This window comes from Pantoea sp. CFCC18177 (genome assembly GCF_059412425.1).
In genome coordinates this window covers 1-18,469 of sequence record NZ_JBNBPL010000022.1, presented here as the reverse complement: position 1 = coordinate 18,469, position 18,469 = coordinate 1, and the positions used below count along the sequence as shown (strand labels likewise).

The window sequence follows — 18,469 nt, the reverse complement described above, 5'->3', positions numbered from 1 at the left end:
ATGAAACAGATCGAGAGAGACGGTCATACTTTGGTCCTCGGATCGAATACCTGATAGAGCAGGTCAGAAAGAAGATTCAGCAACACGAAGATCAAGCCGACCACCAACACGCATCCCATTACGGCATTCATATCGCCCAGCATCAGACTGCCGGTGAGGTAAGAGCCAAAACCGGGCCACGAGAAAACGGTTTCAATCAGCACTGCGCCCTCCAGCAAAGCGCCATAAGCCAGCGCGACCACGGTGAGAAGCTGTACCAGAATATTGCGGAAGGCGTGTTGCCAGATCACTTGCCACTCGGTGAGTCCTTTCACTCGCGCGGTTAAAATGAACTCTTGTGACAGTTGCGCCAGCATAAAGCTGCGCGTCATACGGCTGATGTAGGCCAGCGAATGGAAGCCCAGTAACGAAGCGGGCAGAATCAGGTGATTCAGTGCACTCTTGAACACCGCGATATTGCCGGCCAGCAGTGCATCCACCAGCAGTAAGCCCGTGCGTCGTGGCACAATACCATCAAGGCTGAAATCGACCCGACCCGCACCGCCTACCCAACCGAGATGTGCATAGAACAGCAGCAAACCGATCATCCCCACCCAAAAAATAGGCGTTGAGTAACCTGCCAGGCTGATGATACGCACCAGATAATCCACCAGGCTGTTTCGACGTGCAGCGGCCCACACGCCCAGCGGTACGCCGAGTCCGGTGCCGAGCACTATCGCCAGCGTGGCGAGTTCGACGGTAGCCGGAAAGACACGCAGGATATCGTTCACCACCGGCTGGCCTGTTAACAGTGCCATACCAAGATTGCCGTGTAGCAGGCCTTGTAGATAGATCCAAAACTGCACCCAAAGTGGCTTATCGAAGCCCAGTTGATGATAAACCTGCTGATAAGTGGCGTGATCGGCATCCGGCCCGACAATTGCCAGTACGGGGTCGAGCGGCATGACGCGGCCAATAAAGAAAGTCAGCAGCAGTAAACCGAACAGGGTAACGGCCACTTGCAATACGCGGCTACGCAAGCGCCGCCAGTGGCGTGGAGTTAAGGTCATTGATCACCTCCTGCCAGGTTCGCTGGCGTTTTCCACACATCGCGCAGGAAGGTGGTGGCAGAAGGGTGCGGCACATAATTTTGCACCCGATGATTCACCACCACCGAATCGGTCATTTGTGAAATCGGCATAAGCGCTGGAATTAACTGGTCATAGCGGCGCTGAATGGCGAAGTAATCCTGCTGCTGTTTATTCGTGTCTCTTTCCAGTAGTGCCTGGTCGATCATCTGATTGAGCTGCGCATCGTAAAAGCCGGTACGCCAGCCCTGGAAATTTGTGAGGCGCGCACTGTCAGCGTTATTGGGGTTGTACACCAGTGCGCGCAGGCTGGAGTGGGGATGCGGCTCAACACCACTTCCGCCGCGTCCCACCAGCAAATTGAACTGGCGTTCTCGCATGGCACCGTAAATCTGATTGCCGGTTCCGGTGATGATTTTGGCGCGAATGCCTGCCTGCATCAGCGTGGATTGAATGGCGATAGCGATATTCAGAAAGGGCTGATCCGCCAGTACACGCAGCGTCGTGTCAAAGCCGTTGGGATAGCCGGCCGCTACGAGCAATGCTTTGGCGCGCGGTACATCGAGGTGATAACCAGGATCGGGCAGCGTTTCTGGCATTCCAGACTGGATTGGACGCTGATGCAGGGTGCCATAACCAGCCATCAGGGATGCGTTAATGCCTTGATAATCCACCAGATAGCGCACCGCTTCCCGCACTTGCGGATTGGCGAAGTGGCTATCCTTCATGCTCATCGCCAGATAATAGATTGTGCCTTTTTGCACTGCATCTATGGTGAGGTCCGGGTCATGGCGTAGCGCTTGTACATCGGGTATCGCCATATTACTGGCGATATCAATATCCCCTTTCTGCATCATCAAACGCAGGGTTTGTGATTCCTGCAAATGGCGGAATACCACGCGCGTGAGCCTGGGCGTTCCGCGCCAGTAGTCCTCTTCCCGGCTTATGCGCAGCACATCTTTAGCCTGCCACACATCCAGGCGGAACGGACCCGAGCCGGCTTCATGCGTGGTCAGCCAGCGGTTTCCCCAGTCATTATTTTGCGCATGAGCCTGCACGGTTTTGCTGTCCAGCACCACCATGCTACCAAGAGCAGCAAGGGAGTAGAGCACCAGTTGCGGATCGTTAGGCTTAGGCAGTTGGATCACTACAGTGTGCGCATCAGGTGCACTGATCATCTGATCCACATTGTCTTTGCTGAAGCCGTAAGATTTCCACACCGAAGCCTGTGCCAGATTGAGATGCAGCACGCGGCGCATTGACCAAACGGCATCTTTGCTGGTGAGCGCATTGCCAGAGTGGAAACGCACACCGTCACGCAGATGAAAAGTGAGCTGACGATTATCGGCACTGATCTCCCAGCGCTCTGCCAGCGCGGGGCGCACCTGAGTGAGTTGTCGAGGATCTAACTCCACCAATCCATCATAGAGATTGACCACAATGCCCACGACTTCATTACCCGTCATGGCGGCCGGATCGAGGGTAAGTAGATTGTTCATGTTCATGCCCACAATCAGCTGGTCGTCTGGCGTGGCGGCCATCAGCGACGGGCTACAGGTGAGCAACAGCAGCGTGGCGCACCACGCTCTGCAACAGCGAGAAATGTTCATAAGCAAAGTCCAGCAGGTCAGAGGTTTATTGTTTTTTGCCGTACTGCTTGTGTTCGACGCTTACCAACGGTTGAGCGTATGCGTTTCAATCCAGCTGAAATTGATGTCCTCGCCTAAGCCGGGGCGTGTTGGCAGATGAACAAAGCCGTTATCATCCATCGGGTCGATAAGGCTGTTGAGATAGGCTGGAGGTTGTTCATAATCGAGGAAGGGATGCAGCAGACCGCGCTCATACCAGCGGCAATTTCGAATCGCTCCGACCACCGCGAGACTGGCTGCGCCATTGCCATGCACTTCACAATCCATGCCGAACGCCTCTGCAAGATTGGCTACTTTCAGGGTCGCAGAGATGCCACCGACGCCGTTAGCACCTGCGCGCAGGATGTCACAGGCACCGGCCCGTACCCAGTCAGCACGACTGTGGTGTTTGCCCCCCAAGCTCTCTGGACCTAAAACGTCAATGCTGAGGTTTTCTGCCAGCCAGGCGTAGGAGGCCATACTCTCTTCTTCCATGGGTTCTTCAAACCAGGAGAAGTTGAGTTTTTCTAGTGCTTTACCGATGGTCAGCGCCTCGCTGCGGCTGTACCAGTGATAGCCGTCCAGCATCAGGGCGACATTGGGCCCCACGGCTTCACGCACTGCGGCACAGGCTTTAATGTCCATCATCGGGCTGGGGGCAAACGAGACGGGGGGCATCCAGGTGTGCAACTTGATGGCCTGATAGCCACGCGCCACCAGCTTTTCCGCAAACTGCGCGTATTCATCGGGCGTGGACAAACCGCCAGCGAGTTCATCACCGCACATCGTGCTGCCATAAGCCGCTATTTTCTCGCGATAGCCACCCAGTAGTTTGTGCACCGGTTGTTTAAGCTTGCGGCCAATTAAATCCCACATCGCCTGTTCTATCGCGGAAAGCGCACGTTCCGTGAGTTGATGAGCGCTGCCACGTTGCCAATGCACTAAATCTTGCCACAGACGTTCGCGATCAAAGGCGTTTTGCCCGATCAGTACTTTGCGAAAGAATGCGTTCACCACATGCGGACGAACCACTTCAGCGGGGGCAAAAGCGTAGCCACAGTCGCCATCTTCGCTTGTCAGGGTGAGCAACGCCATTTGGGCGTTGGTTTCCGCACCCGGGTGGGAGTGTCCCGCACTGTCGGACACACGGTGTGTTGGATAGGTAAAGAGGGTGACATCAATGGCGCTGATCTTCACGGTAAGACCTCCAGAGCGATTCCATACTCAATGTGAGCGTTAACTAAAAATTAAAACAGCGTTTCAATTCGTAATTTAGCCTTCACATTTTGTTTACGCATTAGCCAAAGTGCAGGAAGCGAGGTCAATTAATTGGGCAATTGCATGGCGTGCTGTGAGCATTTTCACGAAAGGAGAGTGTTTTGTGAGCCATCCCACAGCGAAGCAAATCGTGAATGGATGTAAAAAAATGTGTCTCAGGGGCTTTTCATTTTGTGTCTGCCAGGTAATAGTGACGCCGCGAAATTTTAATAATAATCATTATCATTTGTACGGGTAGACAAAATGAAAAAATGGCTGTTAGCACTGGGGTTACTGGCGGTAACGAGTTCCGCTTCGGCAAAAGTCATCACTGACATTGCAGGCCGTCAGGTAGAAGTCAAAGAGGAGTCAAAACGCATCATTCTGGGCGAAGGGCGTGAGATGTATCTGCTGGCGGCATTCGATACCGCTGCGCCTTTCCAGCGCGTAGTAGGCTGGCGCGATGACTTCCCAAAAGCTGATTATGACGGATATATGGCGTATGAGAAAAAGTATCCTGAAATCAAAAAATTGCCGACATTTGGCGGCGCTAAAGACGGCACTTTTAACGTTGAGCAAGCGCTGACGTTGAAACCTGACTTGGTGCTGATGAATTTAGAGTCCAAAGCTGCAACCGACGAAGGCAAGCTGATTGAAAAGTTGCAAGCAGTCGGTGTGCCGGTGGTGTTTATCGACTTCCGTGAGAAGCCGATGGAGCACGCAGAGAAAAGCATCCGTATTATGGGTGAACTGGTTAACAATCCACAGCGCGCTGAAGACATTATCGCTTTCCGTCGTGCGGAGATCGCAAAAGTCACCGATCGCCTGAAAAACTTCTCGGGTACACGTCCAAAAGTGATGATTGACCGTGCTGGCGGTTACACCGACGAATGCTGTATGTCGTTTGGTAATGAAAACTTTGGGCAGATGGTCGAGATAGCCGGCGGGAGCAATATCGCGAAAGACCTGATTCCTGGCACCTTTGGCACCTTGAACCCTGAGCAAATCATTGCCAGTCGTCCTGATGTGGTGGTGGTGACCGGCGCTAACTGGAAAAATTACAACACGGTAGGCAAATGGGTAGGCGTGGGGCCAGGCGCAGACACGCAAGAGGCCACGGCACGTCTGAAATTGCTGATGATGCGTGATGCCTTCAAAACGCTGCCGGTGGCACATAACGGTCATGCGCACGCCATCTGGCACCAGTTCTATGACAGCCCATATCAGTTTGTCGCGATTCAGGCGCTAGCGAAGTGGCTGCATCCGGATCTGTTTAAAGATCTCGATCCTGATGCCACTTTCCGTGCGTTTCATGAGAAGTTTCTGCCACTGCCTTATCAGCCAGGCTACTGGGTGACGTTGCCAGCGGATAAGTCGTAACGTTTCGACTGACATCGGAAAACAAAAAAGGATTTGGCTAGATGGCCAAATCCTTTTTTTATGTTCGCTAACCGGCTGGTAACCGCGCTGCGAACGGGGTGCTCAGCACTCCTCACAAGGCAAATCATAAAATGTGCGGGGTAATATTTCAAGTTTAGCTAAAATACTGTATGGTTATACAGGTGTTGAGTGACGGGCGCAGTCTCATTGTTTTCTGATGACTCCCAGGGGCGCGGATAGTCAAATCCCGGCAGGTTTCAGGTGGTGCTGGCCTGTGGCTTCCACAATGAGTGGCGCTCAGCACTCCTCACAGCTGTGCTCAGGCCATCGGCGGGTGGAGTCAAAGCCTCGATGGCTGAAAGGCGCGCTCCTGTCAGAGGAGAAGGAAAGTGATGGAACTTGTTCGGTTGCTCCTGGATCTGGTCCGGGTCGTCCTGCAAATCATCGTTGCCCTTTTGCAACTGACCGGTCAGGTGCACTGACCGGAACTTGAAACAAGGCGGAGCTTACCCCTCCGCCTTTTTTCGTGGGCATTTAATCCCGTCTTAACGTTGTGCTGGGCTCGACCTGACTTACTGATTGACTCAATCCCCTCCATAGCACTTTGTTTTAAACGGCCATTTTTGAGTTGGTTATGATGACTATCTAAGGTCAGGGCCTGAATGTGTTTTTAATCGCAGCGTTTGCACCTCATCACTGCCCGCTGCTAAACACATAACTGACAAAAAAAATCATCGATAACCGAGTTTAAGGGATAAAAATGAGCCAACTCTTTAGCGCGACCCACATCGGCGGATTGAAACTGGAAAACCGCCTTGTTATCGCTCCGATGTGCCAATATTCTGCCGAAGCGGGGCAAGCCACTAGCTGGCACCGCATTCACTTAGGGTCGCTCGCGCTGTCGGGGGCGGGGCTGTTAATCCTGGAAGCCACCGCGGTGGAAGCGATTGGCCGTATTTCTGCCGGTGATTTGGGCCTGTGGGACGATAAGACGGAAGCGGCGTTGCAGAGCGTCCTGACTGATATTCGTGCATGGTCACCGATTCGCCTCGGCATTCAGCTGGGGCATGCAGGCCGTAAAGCCTCGTGCAACGCGCCATGGCAGGGTGGCCATCAAGTGCCGGAAAGCCAGGGCGGCTGGCAAACGGTCGCGCCTTCCGCACTGGGATTTGCAGAAAACGATGACGCGCCCGCAGCACTGGATCTGACAGGCCTGGAACGGATTAAGCAGGCGTTTGTCGACAGTGCGCAGCGTGCTGTGCGTCTGGGAATAGAGCTGATTGAACTGCATGCGGCACACGGATATTTGCTGCATCAGTTCCTGTCGCCCTTGAGTAATCAGCGTCAGGATCAGTACGGCGGTTCACTGGAAAACCGTCTGCGTTTCCCACTGGAAGTCTTTACGGCGGTACGCGCGGCGGTACCAGCCAGCATTCCGGTTGGCGTGCGTCTCTCTGCTACAGATTGGGTCGACGGCGGTTGGGATGTTGAACAGTCCATCGTGTTTAGCCAGCAGCTGGAAGCGCTTGGCTGTGATTACCTGCATGTTTCAAGTGGCGGTTTATCACCCTTGCAGGCGATCGCGGTGGGGGCGGGTTATCAGTTGCCTTTCGCACGTGCCATTCGCCAGCAGGTGAAAATCCCCGTGATGGGCGTGGGTTTGATCACCGAAGCACATCAGGCAGAAGCCGTCGTGCAAGAAGGGGATGCCGATTTGGTTGCACTGGGTCGCGCTGTGCTCTATAACCCGCACTGGCCGTGGCAAGCGGCAGCGGCACTCAATGCGCAGGTTGAATCACCGGCGCAATATTTGCGCTCAGAGCCGCATGGCGTCAAAGGAACCCTGAAACATACCTCACGGTGATAATACCTTTCGGGCAGAAACTATTTTTCTGCCCGCTGCCTGTTTTTTACCCGTTTAGGCTGAATTGTTCCCCCTCCAGGATTGCCGATTCCTTTGAATTCTCCCTTTCACGACATTCTCTTTGCCAGAGGGTGAAAATGTGATTATCAGCTTAGCTAACTTATGTTATGAATTTAGCCTTAGAAAAAAATAATCAGGTAAGGTTTTATGTCGTCGCAAAAATTATCCAATAGCGTTCAGCGCATCCAGTCATCTGCAATCCGTGATTTATTAAAACACAGCAAAATGGAAGGGGTGATTTCACTGGGTGGTGGAATCCCGAACCCCGTTCTGTTTGACACTGAAGGTCTGCGGATCGCCATGGATCGTGCATTAACGCAGGATGGGCACAACGCCTTTCAATATGGCTTGAGTGAAGGGGATCCGCTGTTACGCGAAGCCATCTGCCGCATTTCCGCTGACCGTGGCATTGATTGCACGCCGGATGACGTGGTCATCACTTCGGGTTCACAGCAGTCACTGGACATTATCGCCCGTGCATTGATCAATCCGGGTGATGTGGTGGTGGTTGAGCGTCCTACTTACCTCGCCGCCCTGCAGGTGTTCCAGTTGGCCGAAGCACAGTTCAAGTCAGTAGGAACTGATGGCGAAGGCATGATTGTGGATGAGCTGGAAGAGTTGGTAAAACAGACCGCCATCAAAGCGGTGTATATCGTACCGACCTTTGGCAATCCAAGCGGTGTGACCTTATCTGATCCACGTCGTCAGCAGCTGGTCGCGCTGGCCAAACAGTATGACTTCCTGATTTTTGAAGACGACCCTTATAGCGAAATCAATTTCACCAGCCAGACTTTCCGCCCGCTTAAATCTCATGCGCAAGCGATGGGGGCCAGCGATCAGGTGATTTATACTTCGACCTTCTCGAAAATTCTTGCGCCGGGCGCACGTGTGGGCTGGATCACCATGCCGGGTTGGTTGAAATCTTCGGTGGTGAATCTGAAGCAGGCGACGGATTTGCACACCAGCGCGTTGTCGCAATCCCTGACGCGTCACTATCTGGATACCGGTCGTCTGCCCGAGCAGATTAAATTGATCCGCGCAGCCTACAAGCAGAAATGTGATGCACTCTGTGTGGCGCTGGAAACGGAGTTAGGCGATCGCCTGCACTTCTATCGTCCGCTGGGGGGGATGTTCCTGTGGGCAACTTTCAAAGAAGCGTTCAACACCACCGAATGGCTTAAAACGACGTTAAGCAATGGCGTGGTGTACGTGCCGGGTGAGTTTTTCTATTGTGACAATCCGGACACTTCAACGCTGCGCATCTCTTATGCTTCAGTCTCAGAAACCAACCTGGCCCTGGCGGCGCAACGTCTGAAAGCATCATTACCGCAGTAATTATCTGACGCGATCCTGGCCGTTGGTGCTGTCCAGCGGCCAGGATTCAAACAGGTAGCCATCAAAATAGATGTCATCTACATCGGAAAACTCCAGCAGTCGCTGTTTCACATTCTCCAGATGCTGCCACATCGCCTGTTTGGCTGCGCGCGCGTCTTTCTTAATTAGCGTGGCGAGGATCTTTTTGTGATCATCAAGCCACTCTTTACGATAGTGGGTGTTCACCAGATGCCGATGCAGCTGGCTCCACATCACATTGTCTTCACGCCACTGCCAGGATTGTTTAAACAGCTCCACCAACATACTGTTGTGAGTCGCCTCGGCAATGGCTAAATGGAAGTTGCGGTCGCCGTTCTCGCTCTCATTCACCGCGCCCGATGCCAGCTCTTTCTCTTCCAGCTCCAGCGCCTGACGCATTTTAATAATGTCTTCACGCGTGGCCTGCAAGGCGGCGAACTCGGCAATATTACTCTCCAGCAACTGACGCGCCTGCAGCATTTCAAACGGACCTGCATCATTGCAGGTAGTTTGCACACCGGGGCGGGGTGCCGGGCTGTCGTTTACCACATAAATGCCTGCACCACGACGTACCTCAATTAAACCTTCCAGCTCCAACATGATCAGGGCTTCACGCACCAGCGTGCGAGTGACATCCAGCAGCGCAGCCAGTTCACGTTCCGGGGGCAGTCGTTCACCCACGACATACTGCTTTTGCGTAATCATGTTACGCAGCATTTCCCCGACTTCCTGATAAGGGCGCTGTGCTGAAGCTTGTGTTTTCATAGAGCTCTTTTCTGCTGATTAAGGAATTTACCACGACAGCGGCGGCCATTCTTCGCGCCCTGCACTATAGCACAGGGCGTGATTTTCACCTTGGATTGAGGGTGAAGTAGCGCTGCGCATTGTTGAAACAAATGTCCTGCAACATGCTGCCGAGCACGGTTTCATCGTGTGGCACAATGCCATCCTGCACCCACTGCCCAAGTAAATTACACAGAATGCGGCGGAAGTATTCATGGCGTGTATACGACAGGAAGCTGCGTGAATCGGTCAGCATACCGACAAACTGGCTAAGCAAACCAATCTGTGACAGCTGCTCTAACTGGCGCAACATGCCATCGCGCTGGTCGTTGAACCACCAACCGGAACCAAACTGCACTTTCCCGGCAATGCCTGTGCCCTGGAAATTACCGGCCATGGTGGCCAGCACTTCGTTATCACGTGGATTGAGGCAGTACAGAATCGTTTTAGGCAGTTGGTCGTTGAGATCCATCGCATCAAGCAGGCGTGACAGCGGCAGGGCGATATTGTTATCGCCGATGGAATCGAAACCGCTGTCAGCGCCCAGTAAGCGGAACAGACGGGTGCTGTTATTGCGAATCGCCCCGATATGCAACTGCATCACCCAATCGCGTCGTGCATATTCGGCGCCCAGCCACACCAACACTGCACTGCTGAACTGTGCAATTTCCAGCTCGCTTAGCGCATCGCCATTGCGACGTTTCGCCAGAATCTGGTCCAGGACGCTATCGTCGGGAACCGGTGCAAAGCGCAGAATCTCTATGCCATGGTCTGATGCGCGACAGCCGTGTGCCGAGAAGTGATCGAGACGACGCAATAGCGCCTGACGCAGCGTATCAAAACTGGTGATTGCCACATCCGCGGCGGCTTCCAGGCGGCCCAGATACTCGACAAAACCCGCCAGCTCAATCTTGAACACTTTGTCCGGGCGCCAACTGGGTGCCACATCAATATCAAAGCTGCTGTCTTCAGCAATCTGACGGTGGTACTGCAAGGAATCCACCGGATCGTCCGTGGTTCCCACCATGCGCACTTTCATCTGCTGCATAATGCCACGTGCAGAAAACGTCGGTGTTGCCAGTTTCTCTGCACATTCGTCCCACACGCGCTGTGCCGTATCCGGCCCGAACAGCGTATCGGTGATGCCAAACGGGCGACGAAGTTCAAGATGCGTCCAGTGATAAAGCGGGTTGCCCAAGGTTTTGGGTACGGTGTGTGCCCAGGCAAGATACTTGTCATAATCGCTGGTGGTTTTACCGGTGATCAATGACTCATCCACGCCTGCGGCACGCAGCGCACGCCATTTGTAGTGGTCGCCCTCCAGCCAAATCTGGCCGAGGTTGGCGAACTGGCGATCTTCGGCGATCTCTTGTGGGTTGAGATGGCAGTGATAATCGTAGATTGGCATCTCTGCTGCGTAGTCATGGTACAGGCGACGGGCGATGTCGCTCTGCAACAGAAAATCATCATCCATAAAGCGCTTCATTTTGGCTCCTGATTAGGGGATGCAACGGCAGCGCGGGCACCACGTTGGCACAGCTGCGCGTAACTCTGTTGTAAGGAGGCGACAAAGCCAGTATTGGCGGGTAGGTCATCACCAAACAGGCTGTTTATCGCGATCAGGGCAGTGACGCGTGCATCACCTTCGGGGTAGTGCTGATTAACCTGCTGCAGCGTGCTGGATAATGGGTCAACCACATTATAGGCTTCACCGCGCTCATCCTGACCCAACACATAGCGCATCCATCCGGCAATCCCCAGCGCCAGATGGCGATAATCGCTACCGTGAAGCAGGTGATGACGCACAGAATCCAGCCAGCGCTGTGGTAGCTTTTGGCTCCCGTCCATGGCGATCTGTTGCGTGCGGTGGCGTAACGCCGGGTTACTAAAACGCGCGATCAGTTGGTCCGCATACGCCTGCAAATCAATGCCTTCTGGCATCGACAGCGTAGGCACCTGCTCGTGCATCATCAGGTTGATTGCCGCCTGGCGATACTCAGGTAGCTGCATGGTATCGGCAATGGTGTCGCAGCGTCCCAGATACCCGAGATAGGCAAGAAACGAATGGCTGCCGTTGAGCATACGCAACTTCATCATTTCAAAGGGGGCAACGTCAGTGACAAATTGCGCCCCAACACGATCCCAGTCAGGACGCCCGTTGACAAAGTTGTCTTCAATCACCCATTGGCGGAACGGCTCACAGGCCACGCCGCAAGGATCGTTAACGCCCAGCAGTGCGCTAATTTCTTGCTGGGTCTCCTCCGTCACCGCGGGAACAATGCGGTCAACCATGCAGCTGGGGAAAGTGACGTTGGCGGCAATCCATTGTGCCAGCGATGGATCGCGCAGTTGAGCCAGCCCAACCACAGCCGCACGGGCAACATGACCGTTGTCGCGCAGGTTGTCGCAGGAGAGCACGCTAAAAGGCTTAAGTCCGCGTTCGTGGCGCAAGCGGAGTGCTTCAACAATAAAGCCAATGGCGGATTTTGGCGTGTCAGGATGCGCCACATCGTGCTGAATCAGGGGATGGTCGGCATCCAGTGCGCCATTGGCACCTTGAGTGCAGTAACCTTTTTCGGTGACAGTCAAAGAGACGATAGCCGTTTCGGGGCGAGCCAGTGCTTCGATAATTGCCGCATGACCATCCAATGCCGGGTGCAGCGCTTCTTTAATTGCCGCAACAATATGAACATCGTTTTGCTCAGCCCCTTTTTCCGTCACGCTATAGAGCAAATCTTGTTGGCGTAATTGTTCCACCAGCAGTTTGCCGCTCGCTGACATCAGGTTGACCTCACAAATCCCCCAGTCACAGTCGCTGGTGGCGAGTAAGTGATGCAGATAAAGCGCCTGATGGGCGCGATGAAATGCGCCGCAGCCAATATGCACTATCCGTGGCACCAGCCGTTGATGATTCCAGGCAGGGCGGGCGACGTTCAAATCGCCGCTGGCAAGGTTGTGTTCCATGTAAACTCCGCTTTGACCTGGTGGGCATAAATGCGCACCCTACGAAAACCACATCCATTTTTTGTAGGGTCACTATTTATGGTGACCACCAGGGTGCTCAACCGTTAGAAATAGGCGCGATGAATCGCCAACTCTACGCCACGAATCTCTGCCAAACCTTTCAGGCGACCAATCGCGGAATAGCCTGGATTGGTTTTTTTGTGCAGATCGTCCAGCATCTGATGGCCGTGGTCTGGGCGCATCGGAATCAAATCTTCCTCCCCGGCCAGTTTGCGGCGATGTTCTTCTTCGGCAATTGCTTTGATTACCGCGAACATATCCACGTCGCCGCCCAAATGTGCCGCCTCATGGAAGGTATTGGGATTCTCTTCACGTTTGGTTGACCGCAAATGGGCGAAATAAATGCGCGGACCAAAGCGTTTCACCATACCTGCCAGATCGTTTTCTGGCAGCACGCCATAAGAACCGGTACACATGGTGAAGCCGTTGGCAGGACTCGGCACGGTATCCATCATCCACTGCAGATCGTCGGCGTTGGAAACAATGCGTGGCAGACCGAGAATGGCACGCGGTGGATCGTCCGGGTGCACCGCCATGCGAATGCCCGCTTCTTCTGCCACAGGAATGATAGCGCGTAAGAAGGTGGCGAAGTTTTCGCGTAATTTTGTTTTATCAATACCGTCATAGCGAGCCAATTGCGCACGGAACTGGTCCAGCGTGTAGCCCTCTTCAGCACCCGGCAAGCCGGCAATGATATTGCGCGTCAGGCGGGTTTTATGTTCATCACCCATGGTGGCGAAGCGGTCGGCCGCTTGAGCAATTTCGGTGGCGGTATAATCTTTTTCTGCGCCAGTGCGCTGTAGGATGTGCAGTTCAAACACCGCAAACTCGATTTGATCGAAACGCAGTGCTTTAGCGCCGTCCGGTAACAGATATTCGAGATCGGTGCGCGTCCAGTCGAGGATGGGCATAAAGTTGTAGCACACGGTTTTAATGCCGCATTGCGCCAGATTCCGCAGTGACTGCTGATAGTTGCTGATCCACTTCTGATACTCACCGCTGCCGGTTTTAATTTCTTCATGAATCGGCACGCTCTCCACCACCGACCACACCAGTCCTGCTGCTTCCACGAGAGCTTTGCGCTGCATGATCTCCTTAACGGACCACACAACGCCATTTGGGATGTGATGCAGAGCCGTGACGATGCCGGTTGCGCCAGCTTGTCGTGCATCGGCGAGAGAAACGGGGTCATTAGGGCCATACCAGCGCCAGGTCTGCTTCATGTTGTTACCTCAGTTAGGGTCCTGAAGATAAATCCCAAGACAATGCTTATATTGGTTGACCTATTTATCGGTTAGCGCACTGTCAAAAACCAGAAACTGCGCTCTCAGGGGCTAAAATTCGACTCTTTAGCGCTTGATGTCAACCTCACTGCTAATTTTGGTTAACCAGATCACAAATGCGGCATCTGAGTGGCGACCACTTCAAACATCTGTGTTTCACTCCTGGCGGATGGTTAGAGATGACTCACTGAAGTCGCTCCTCAACAACAAGCACAAATTCTGGGCGGCAGCCAACGATATTTCCGGTTTATCGGTAGCCCGTGCATCAACAGCAGAACTTGTAAGCTCATGATGTTAATAAAGAATGGAGAACCAGATGAACCGCAGTTTGAATCCAGGGATCGCTGCTGCAAGCAGCAAACGCACCTTCCGTCATTTGCGCTGGTGGGTATTGGTGTTGTTCTTAGCGGGCGTCACCGTCAACTACATCACGCGTAACTCATTAGGCATTTTGGCCCCTGAGCTGAAAACCAGCCTGGGTATTACGACCGAACAATATTCGTGGATCGTTGGCGCTTTTCAGCTGGCGTATACCTTCTTCCAACCCCTTTGCGGCTGGTTGATCGACGTTATCGGTCTGAAAGTCGGCTTTATGATTTGTGCCTCAATCTGGGCGGTAGCTTGCCTGTTCCATGCAGGCGCGGGGAGCTGGGTGCATCTTGCTATCCTGCGTTTTGTGATGGGCGGCGCAGAAGCAGCTGCAACCCCAGCCAACGCCAAAGTGCTGGGTGAATGGTTCCCGAAAAAAGAGCGTCCGGTCGCGGCTGGCTGGGCCGGTGTCGGTTTTTCGATTGGAGCCATGCTGGCACCGCCGATTATTTATTTCGCACATGCCTCATTTGGCTGGCAGGGCGCATTCCTGTTTACCGGCTGTCTGGCACTGGCGTGGGTGGTGCTGTGGGCACTGTTCTATCGCGATCCGGAACGTCATCCAAATCTTACCTCGTCGGAACTGGAGTTTATTCGTCAGGATAACGAACCGGCGGCCGTCAAACTGCCATTCTTTCAGGCCTTAAAAAGCGTGTCGAAAAATAAGCGCTTTTATGGCATCGCCATTCCCGCCTTTATGGCCGAACCCGCGTGGGGCGTATTGAGTTTTTGGGTGCCGCTTTATCTGGCGAAAGAACTCGGCATGGACCTGAAACAAATCGCTATGTTCGCATGGTTACCGTTCCTGGCTGCTGACTTAGGCAGCGTGGCCAGCGGTTATCTGACGCGTGTTTATACCAAACTGTTTGGCTTCAAACAGGTGAACTCGGTGGTGGCCAGTTCGGTTACCGGCGCTTTCCTGATGTTGTCGCTGGCGCTGGTGGCGATGACCAAGAATCCGCATGTGGCCATCGCGCTCATCTCGATTGGCGGCTTTGGTCACCAGATCATTTCCTGCATGTTAAGTGCGCTGGTGGTGGAGAAATTTGATAAAGGCCAGATGGCGACAGTCAACGGTATGCGCGGCTCTTTCGCGTGGATCTCCAGTTTCCTGTTCTCGCTGATCATTGGCGTCACTGCCGACAAAATTGGTTTCAACCCCTTATTTGTCGCTATGGGCTTCTTTGACCTGATTGGTGCGGTCTTCCTGATTGCTTTTATTGATGAACGTCGCGCTCAACGCGCCTGAATAAAGTAGGTAACAATGAAAACGTTAAAGAATTGGTCACTCTCACATTCTGATCAACACCATGTTGCGTTAACCGTGGATGGCAAACACACGCTGAACCTTTATGTGCTGGAATCCGGCATGTTCCGCGTAGCCATTCAACGTCAGAGCGGCTATGCGCTGGACCGTACCTGGAGCATTGCGCCGGAGAGCGATGTGCCGTGGGAAGGGCGTTCACGTGACAGTCTGGCGGGCTTTACTCTGCCAGGGTTCACGCTGGAAGAAGAAGGTGACACACTGGTGGTCTCCACGGATGTGCTGCGTGTCATCGTCCATCAGCCGCTGGCGTTAGAATGGCAGTACCGTGACAGCGCCGGTGCGTGGCAACTGCTGACCTGCGACCGTCCAACCAGCGCCTACCTGATCAACGCCCATGGCGATGGTGTGGCGCACTATCAGCGCCGCATGAATGATGACGCCTACTACGGACTGGGTGAAAAAGCGGGTGATTTGCAACGTAACGGTAAGCGCTACGAGATGCGCAACCTGGATGCGATGGGCTATAACGCCTCCTCAACCGATCCGCTCTACAAGCATGTGCCGTTCACCATTACCCGCCGCAGTGACGTCAGCTTTGGTCTCTATTACGATAACCTCAGCAGCAGCTGGTTCGATCTCGGTAACGAGTTGGATAACTACCATCAGCCGTATCGCCGTTGGCAGGCTGAAAGCGGTGATATCGACTACTACCTGTTCGTTGGCAGCAAAGTATTGGATGTCACTAAAGCCTTTGTACGCCTGACCGGTAAAACCCTGTTTGGCCCGAAATGGAGCCTGGGTTACAGCGGCTCCACCATGCACTACACCGATGCCCCTGACGCACAGAATCAGTTGATGAACTTCATTCGCCTGTGCGAACAGCATGATATTCCTTGCGACTCCTTCCAGCTGTCATCGGGTTATACCTCAATCAACAATAAGCGCTATGTGTTCAACTGGAACTACGACAAAGTGCCGCAGCCAGAAGTGATGAGTCAGGCGTTCCATGACGCCGGTCTGCGCCTCGCCGCCAATATCAAGCCTTGCCTGTTGCAGGATCACCCGCGCTATGAAGAAGTGGCGGCGCAGGGACTGTTTATCCGCGATTCGGAAGAGGATGCGCCAGAGCGCTCGGTGTTCTGGGATGACGAAGGTTCGCACCTTGATTTTACCCATCCGCAAGCGGTGGCCTGGTGGCAGGAGAATGTCACCAAACAGTTGTTGGAGAAGGGCATCGATTCGACCTGGAATGACAACAACGAATATGAAGTGTGGGACGGTGAAGCCCGCTGCCACGGGTTTGGTCAGCCAATCGCCATCAAGCACATTCGCCCGGTGATGCCGTTGCTGATGATGCGTGCCTCGATGGAAGCGCAACAGCGCTTTGCGCCGGAGAAACGTCCGTTCCTGATTTCTCGTTCAGGCTGTGCCGGCATGCAGCGCTATGTGCAAACCTGGAGTGGTGATAACCGCACCAACTGGACCTCGCTGCGTTATAACATCCGCATGGGCTTGGGGATGAGCTTGTCTGGCCTCTACAATGTCGGTCACGATGTCGGTGGCTTCTCCGGTGATAAACCCGATGCCGAATTGTTTGTGCGTTGGGTGCAGAACGGCGTGATGCATCCGCGTTTCACCATCCACTCATGGAATGACGATCACACAGTGAATGAGCCGTGGATGTATCCTTCAGTGACCCCAGCGATCCGTGCGGCTATCGAACTGCGTTATCGCCTGTTGCCATATCTCTACACCCTGCTGTGGCAAGCGCACGCAGATGACGAACCGATGCTGCGTCCGACCTTCCTCGATCATGAGCAGGATGCGCAGACGTTTGCCGAGTGTGATGAGTTTATGCTGGGGCGCGACATTTTAGTGGCCAGCGTGGTTGAAGCAGGCCAGCGCGAACGCAGTTTGTGGCTGCCCGACAACCAAACCGGTTGGTACGATTTCGCCACGCAGCAGTGGTACAGCGGTGGTCAGTGGATTACGCTGCCAGCACCACTGGAAACGCAGCCGATGTTGGTGCGTGCAGGTGCCGCATTGCCGCTGAGCCAGCGTCTGCGACATGTGGATGCACAAGCCGATGATCGCCGCACCTTGCAACTGTATCCACTACAAGGCAAAGGTGTGTCGGATGGACTGGTGTTTGAGGATGACGGCGAATCCTGGGGTTATCAGCAGGGCAATGCGCTGTGGCTCAACTGGGAAATGCGCAGCGATGCCGAGGCGATTCACGTGAGTTTCCAGCGCAAAGGCGACTATCAGCCTGCGTGGAAAACGCTGCAGATTGCCTTGCCAGCAGGAGAGTCGCGTCAGTTGTATATTGATGGCGTCGCGGTGGATGCGGCAGGTGCACAGGCCGTGCTGGCGGACATCAAACACGCATAAGCTGCTGTCAATGTTGAGGTGCGCATCAATGCGCACCCTACGAAACCCGCTGATATGCTCGTAGGGTCGTCATTTATGGCGACCAGAAGTGCACCCTACGAAAATCGCGCTAGATTGTTGTAGGGGGGCCATTTATGGCGACCAAAAGCGTACCTTTGCATCATTAGTGTGAGGCGGCCGTCGATATGCCTTCTGACAGAGGGATGATTACGCAATCAACCCTTTTGCCCGCGCCAGTAAAAACGCGGTCACTGAGGTGGCATCCGTTACTTTCCCTTCCAGCACCCACTGTAAAAACTCACTGATTTTCACTTTACGCGCCGTCAGTCCAACTTCTTCCGCATCCAGATTCTGTCCCTGATAATGCAACTCGCTGGCGAGATAGATGTGATATCCCTGCGAAGAGTACCCCTGGGCTAATTTCTGATACCCGACATATTGCCAGCGGTCGGCAACCAGGCCGGTTTCTTCTTGTAACTCTCCCGCCGCCAGTGCTTCAGGTGAGGCGCCAGGGTCCAGTTCCCAACTGCCTTGTGGCAGTTCCAGCGTGCGTTCACTCACGGGATAGCGATACTGTTCCACAACAAAAATGCTGTCCTGCTCCACAGGGAGGACCACCACAAAATCGTCTTTTTCGATTACGGGGTTCTACGCCGGAACCCCAGAAAATTCCGTCATTCCACATTGTGAACGTCAATCGGTTTGTTGCCTGACGTGCCGAGCGAGTAACTCAGTCGGTAAAT

General features: G+C 53.9%; 13 protein-coding genes. 5 read left to right on the top strand and 8 right to left on the bottom strand.

All coding sequences use genetic code 11. The features are described from left to right. Window positions 1-23: 23 nt before the first annotated feature. The 3 genes from ACPUC8_RS19425 to ACPUC8_RS19415 all read right to left on the bottom strand — a co-directional run bounded on the left by ACPUC8_RS19425 (window position 24) and on the right by ACPUC8_RS19415 (window position 3,892). Window positions 24-1,049 (bottom strand): ABC transporter permease, encoded by a 1,026-nt coding sequence (locus tag ACPUC8_RS19425; RefSeq protein WP_039329100.1) that lies wholly within the window; start codon window positions 1,047-1,049, stop codon window positions 24-26. Continuing rightward, window positions 1,046-2,608 (bottom strand): ABC transporter substrate-binding protein, encoded by a 1,563-nt coding sequence (locus ACPUC8_RS19420; protein WP_494927128.1) that lies wholly within the window; start codon window positions 2,606-2,608, stop codon window positions 1,046-1,048. Before ACPUC8_RS19420 ends, ACPUC8_RS19425 begins: the two co-directional genes overlap by 4 nt. A gap of 129 nt (window positions 2,609-2,737) precedes the next feature. Further along, window positions 2,738-3,892: a mandelate racemase family protein gene (locus ACPUC8_RS19415; protein WP_039329098.1), complete on the bottom strand. Its 1,155-nt coding sequence runs from the start codon at window positions 3,890-3,892 to the stop codon at window positions 2,738-2,740. 324 nt (window positions 3,893-4,216) lie between these two features. Between ACPUC8_RS19415 and ACPUC8_RS19410 the strand changes: the two genes are divergently transcribed. The 3 genes from ACPUC8_RS19410 (at window position 4,217) to ACPUC8_RS19400 (ending at window position 8,591) form a co-directional block, all read left to right on the top strand. Continuing rightward, the gene (locus ACPUC8_RS19410) at window positions 4,217-5,332 is read left to right on the top strand and encodes an ABC transporter substrate-binding protein (protein ID WP_494927093.1); all 1,116 of its coding nucleotides are present in this window, start codon (window positions 4,217-4,219) and stop codon (window positions 5,330-5,332) included. A 760-nt stretch (window positions 5,333-6,092) separates the two neighbouring features. Next, window positions 6,093-7,196: an NADH:flavin oxidoreductase/NADH oxidase gene (locus tag ACPUC8_RS19405; RefSeq protein WP_039329095.1), complete on the top strand. Its 1,104-nt coding sequence runs from the start codon at window positions 6,093-6,095 to the stop codon at window positions 7,194-7,196. Between the two features lie 207 nt (window positions 7,197-7,403). After that, complete coding sequence (locus ACPUC8_RS19400; protein WP_494927092.1) at window positions 7,404-8,591, top strand: aminotransferase-like domain-containing protein; 1,188 nt, start codon at window positions 7,404-7,406, stop codon at window positions 8,589-8,591. Here the strand turns inward: ACPUC8_RS19400 and uxuR are convergent, their stop codons facing one another. The 4 genes from uxuR to uxuA form a co-directional block, all read right to left on the bottom strand. Next, complete coding sequence (gene uxuR / locus ACPUC8_RS19395; protein WP_058969971.1) at window positions 8,592-9,374, bottom strand: Uxu operon transcriptional regulator; 783 nt, start codon at window positions 9,372-9,374, stop codon at window positions 8,592-8,594. Between the two features lie 85 nt (window positions 9,375-9,459). Beyond that, window positions 9,460-10,878, bottom strand: coding sequence for a glucuronate isomerase (gene uxaC, locus ACPUC8_RS19390; RefSeq protein WP_039329090.1), 1,419 nt, complete (start codon window positions 10,876-10,878; stop codon window positions 9,460-9,462). Continuing rightward, window positions 10,875-12,356, bottom strand: a complete 1,482-nt coding sequence (locus ACPUC8_RS19385) for a fructuronate reductase (RefSeq protein WP_494927091.1) — start codon at window positions 12,354-12,356, stop codon at window positions 10,875-10,877. The genes uxaC and ACPUC8_RS19385 overlap by 4 nt, the downstream gene beginning before the upstream one ends. A 104-nt stretch (window positions 12,357-12,460) precedes the next feature. Further along, on the bottom strand, window positions 12,461-13,639 hold the full coding sequence (uxuA, locus tag ACPUC8_RS19380) for a mannonate dehydratase (RefSeq protein WP_494927090.1): 1,179 nt from the start codon (window positions 13,637-13,639) through the stop codon (window positions 12,461-12,463). A 376-nt stretch (window positions 13,640-14,015) separates the two neighbouring features. Between uxuA and ACPUC8_RS19375 the strand changes: the two genes are divergently transcribed. Further along, window positions 14,016-15,317 carry an MFS transporter gene (locus tag ACPUC8_RS19375; RefSeq protein ID WP_494927089.1) on the top strand — a complete coding sequence of 434 codons (1,302 nt, stop codon included), beginning with the start codon at window positions 14,016-14,018 and terminating at the stop codon, window positions 15,315-15,317. Window positions 15,318-15,332: 15 nt separating this feature from the next. Then, window positions 15,333-17,726 carry a glycoside hydrolase family 31 protein gene (locus tag ACPUC8_RS19370; RefSeq protein ID WP_494927088.1) on the top strand — a complete coding sequence of 798 codons (2,394 nt, stop codon included), beginning with the start codon at window positions 15,333-15,335 and terminating at the stop codon, window positions 17,724-17,726. A 207-nt stretch (window positions 17,727-17,933) separates the two neighbouring features. Here the strand turns inward: ACPUC8_RS19370 and ACPUC8_RS19365 are convergent, their stop codons facing one another. After that, window positions 17,934-18,347, bottom strand: a complete 414-nt coding sequence (locus ACPUC8_RS19365) for an NUDIX domain-containing protein (protein ID WP_494927087.1) — start codon at window positions 18,345-18,347, stop codon at window positions 17,934-17,936. Between the last annotated feature and the right edge of the window lie 122 nt (window positions 18,348-18,469).

Coding starts and splice junctions, on each gene's coding strand:
- ACPUC8_RS19425 (WP_039329100.1), bottom strand. CDS start 1,049: ATGACCTTAACTCCACGCCACTGGCGGCGCTTGCGTAGCCGCGTATTG.
- ACPUC8_RS19420 (WP_494927128.1), bottom strand. CDS start 2,608: ATGGCCGCCACGCCAGACGACCAGCTGATTGTGGGCATGAACATGAAC.
- ACPUC8_RS19410 (WP_494927093.1), top strand. CDS start 4,217: ATGAAAAAATGGCTGTTAGCACTGGGGTTACTGGCGGTAACGAGTTCC.
- ACPUC8_RS19405 (WP_039329095.1), top strand. CDS start 6,093: ATGAGCCAACTCTTTAGCGCGACCCACATCGGCGGATTGAAACTGGAA.
- ACPUC8_RS19400 (WP_494927092.1), top strand. CDS start 7,404: ATGTCGTCGCAAAAATTATCCAATAGCGTTCAGCGCATCCAGTCATCT.
- uxuR (WP_058969971.1), bottom strand. CDS start 9,374: ATGAAAACACAAGCTTCAGCACAGCGCCCTTATCAGGAAGTCGGGGAA.
- uxaC (WP_039329090.1), bottom strand. CDS start 10,878: ATGAAGCGCTTTATGGATGATGATTTTCTGTTGCAGAGCGACATCGCC.
- ACPUC8_RS19385 (WP_494927091.1), bottom strand. CDS start 12,356: ATGGAACACAACCTTGCCAGCGGCGATTTGAACGTCGCCCGCCCTGCC.
- uxuA (WP_494927090.1), bottom strand. CDS start 13,639: ATGAAGCAGACCTGGCGCTGGTATGGCCCTAATGACCCCGTTTCTCTC.
- ACPUC8_RS19375 (WP_494927089.1), top strand. CDS start 14,016: ATGAACCGCAGTTTGAATCCAGGGATCGCTGCTGCAAGCAGCAAACGC.
- ACPUC8_RS19370 (WP_494927088.1), top strand. CDS start 15,333: ATGAAAACGTTAAAGAATTGGTCACTCTCACATTCTGATCAACACCAT.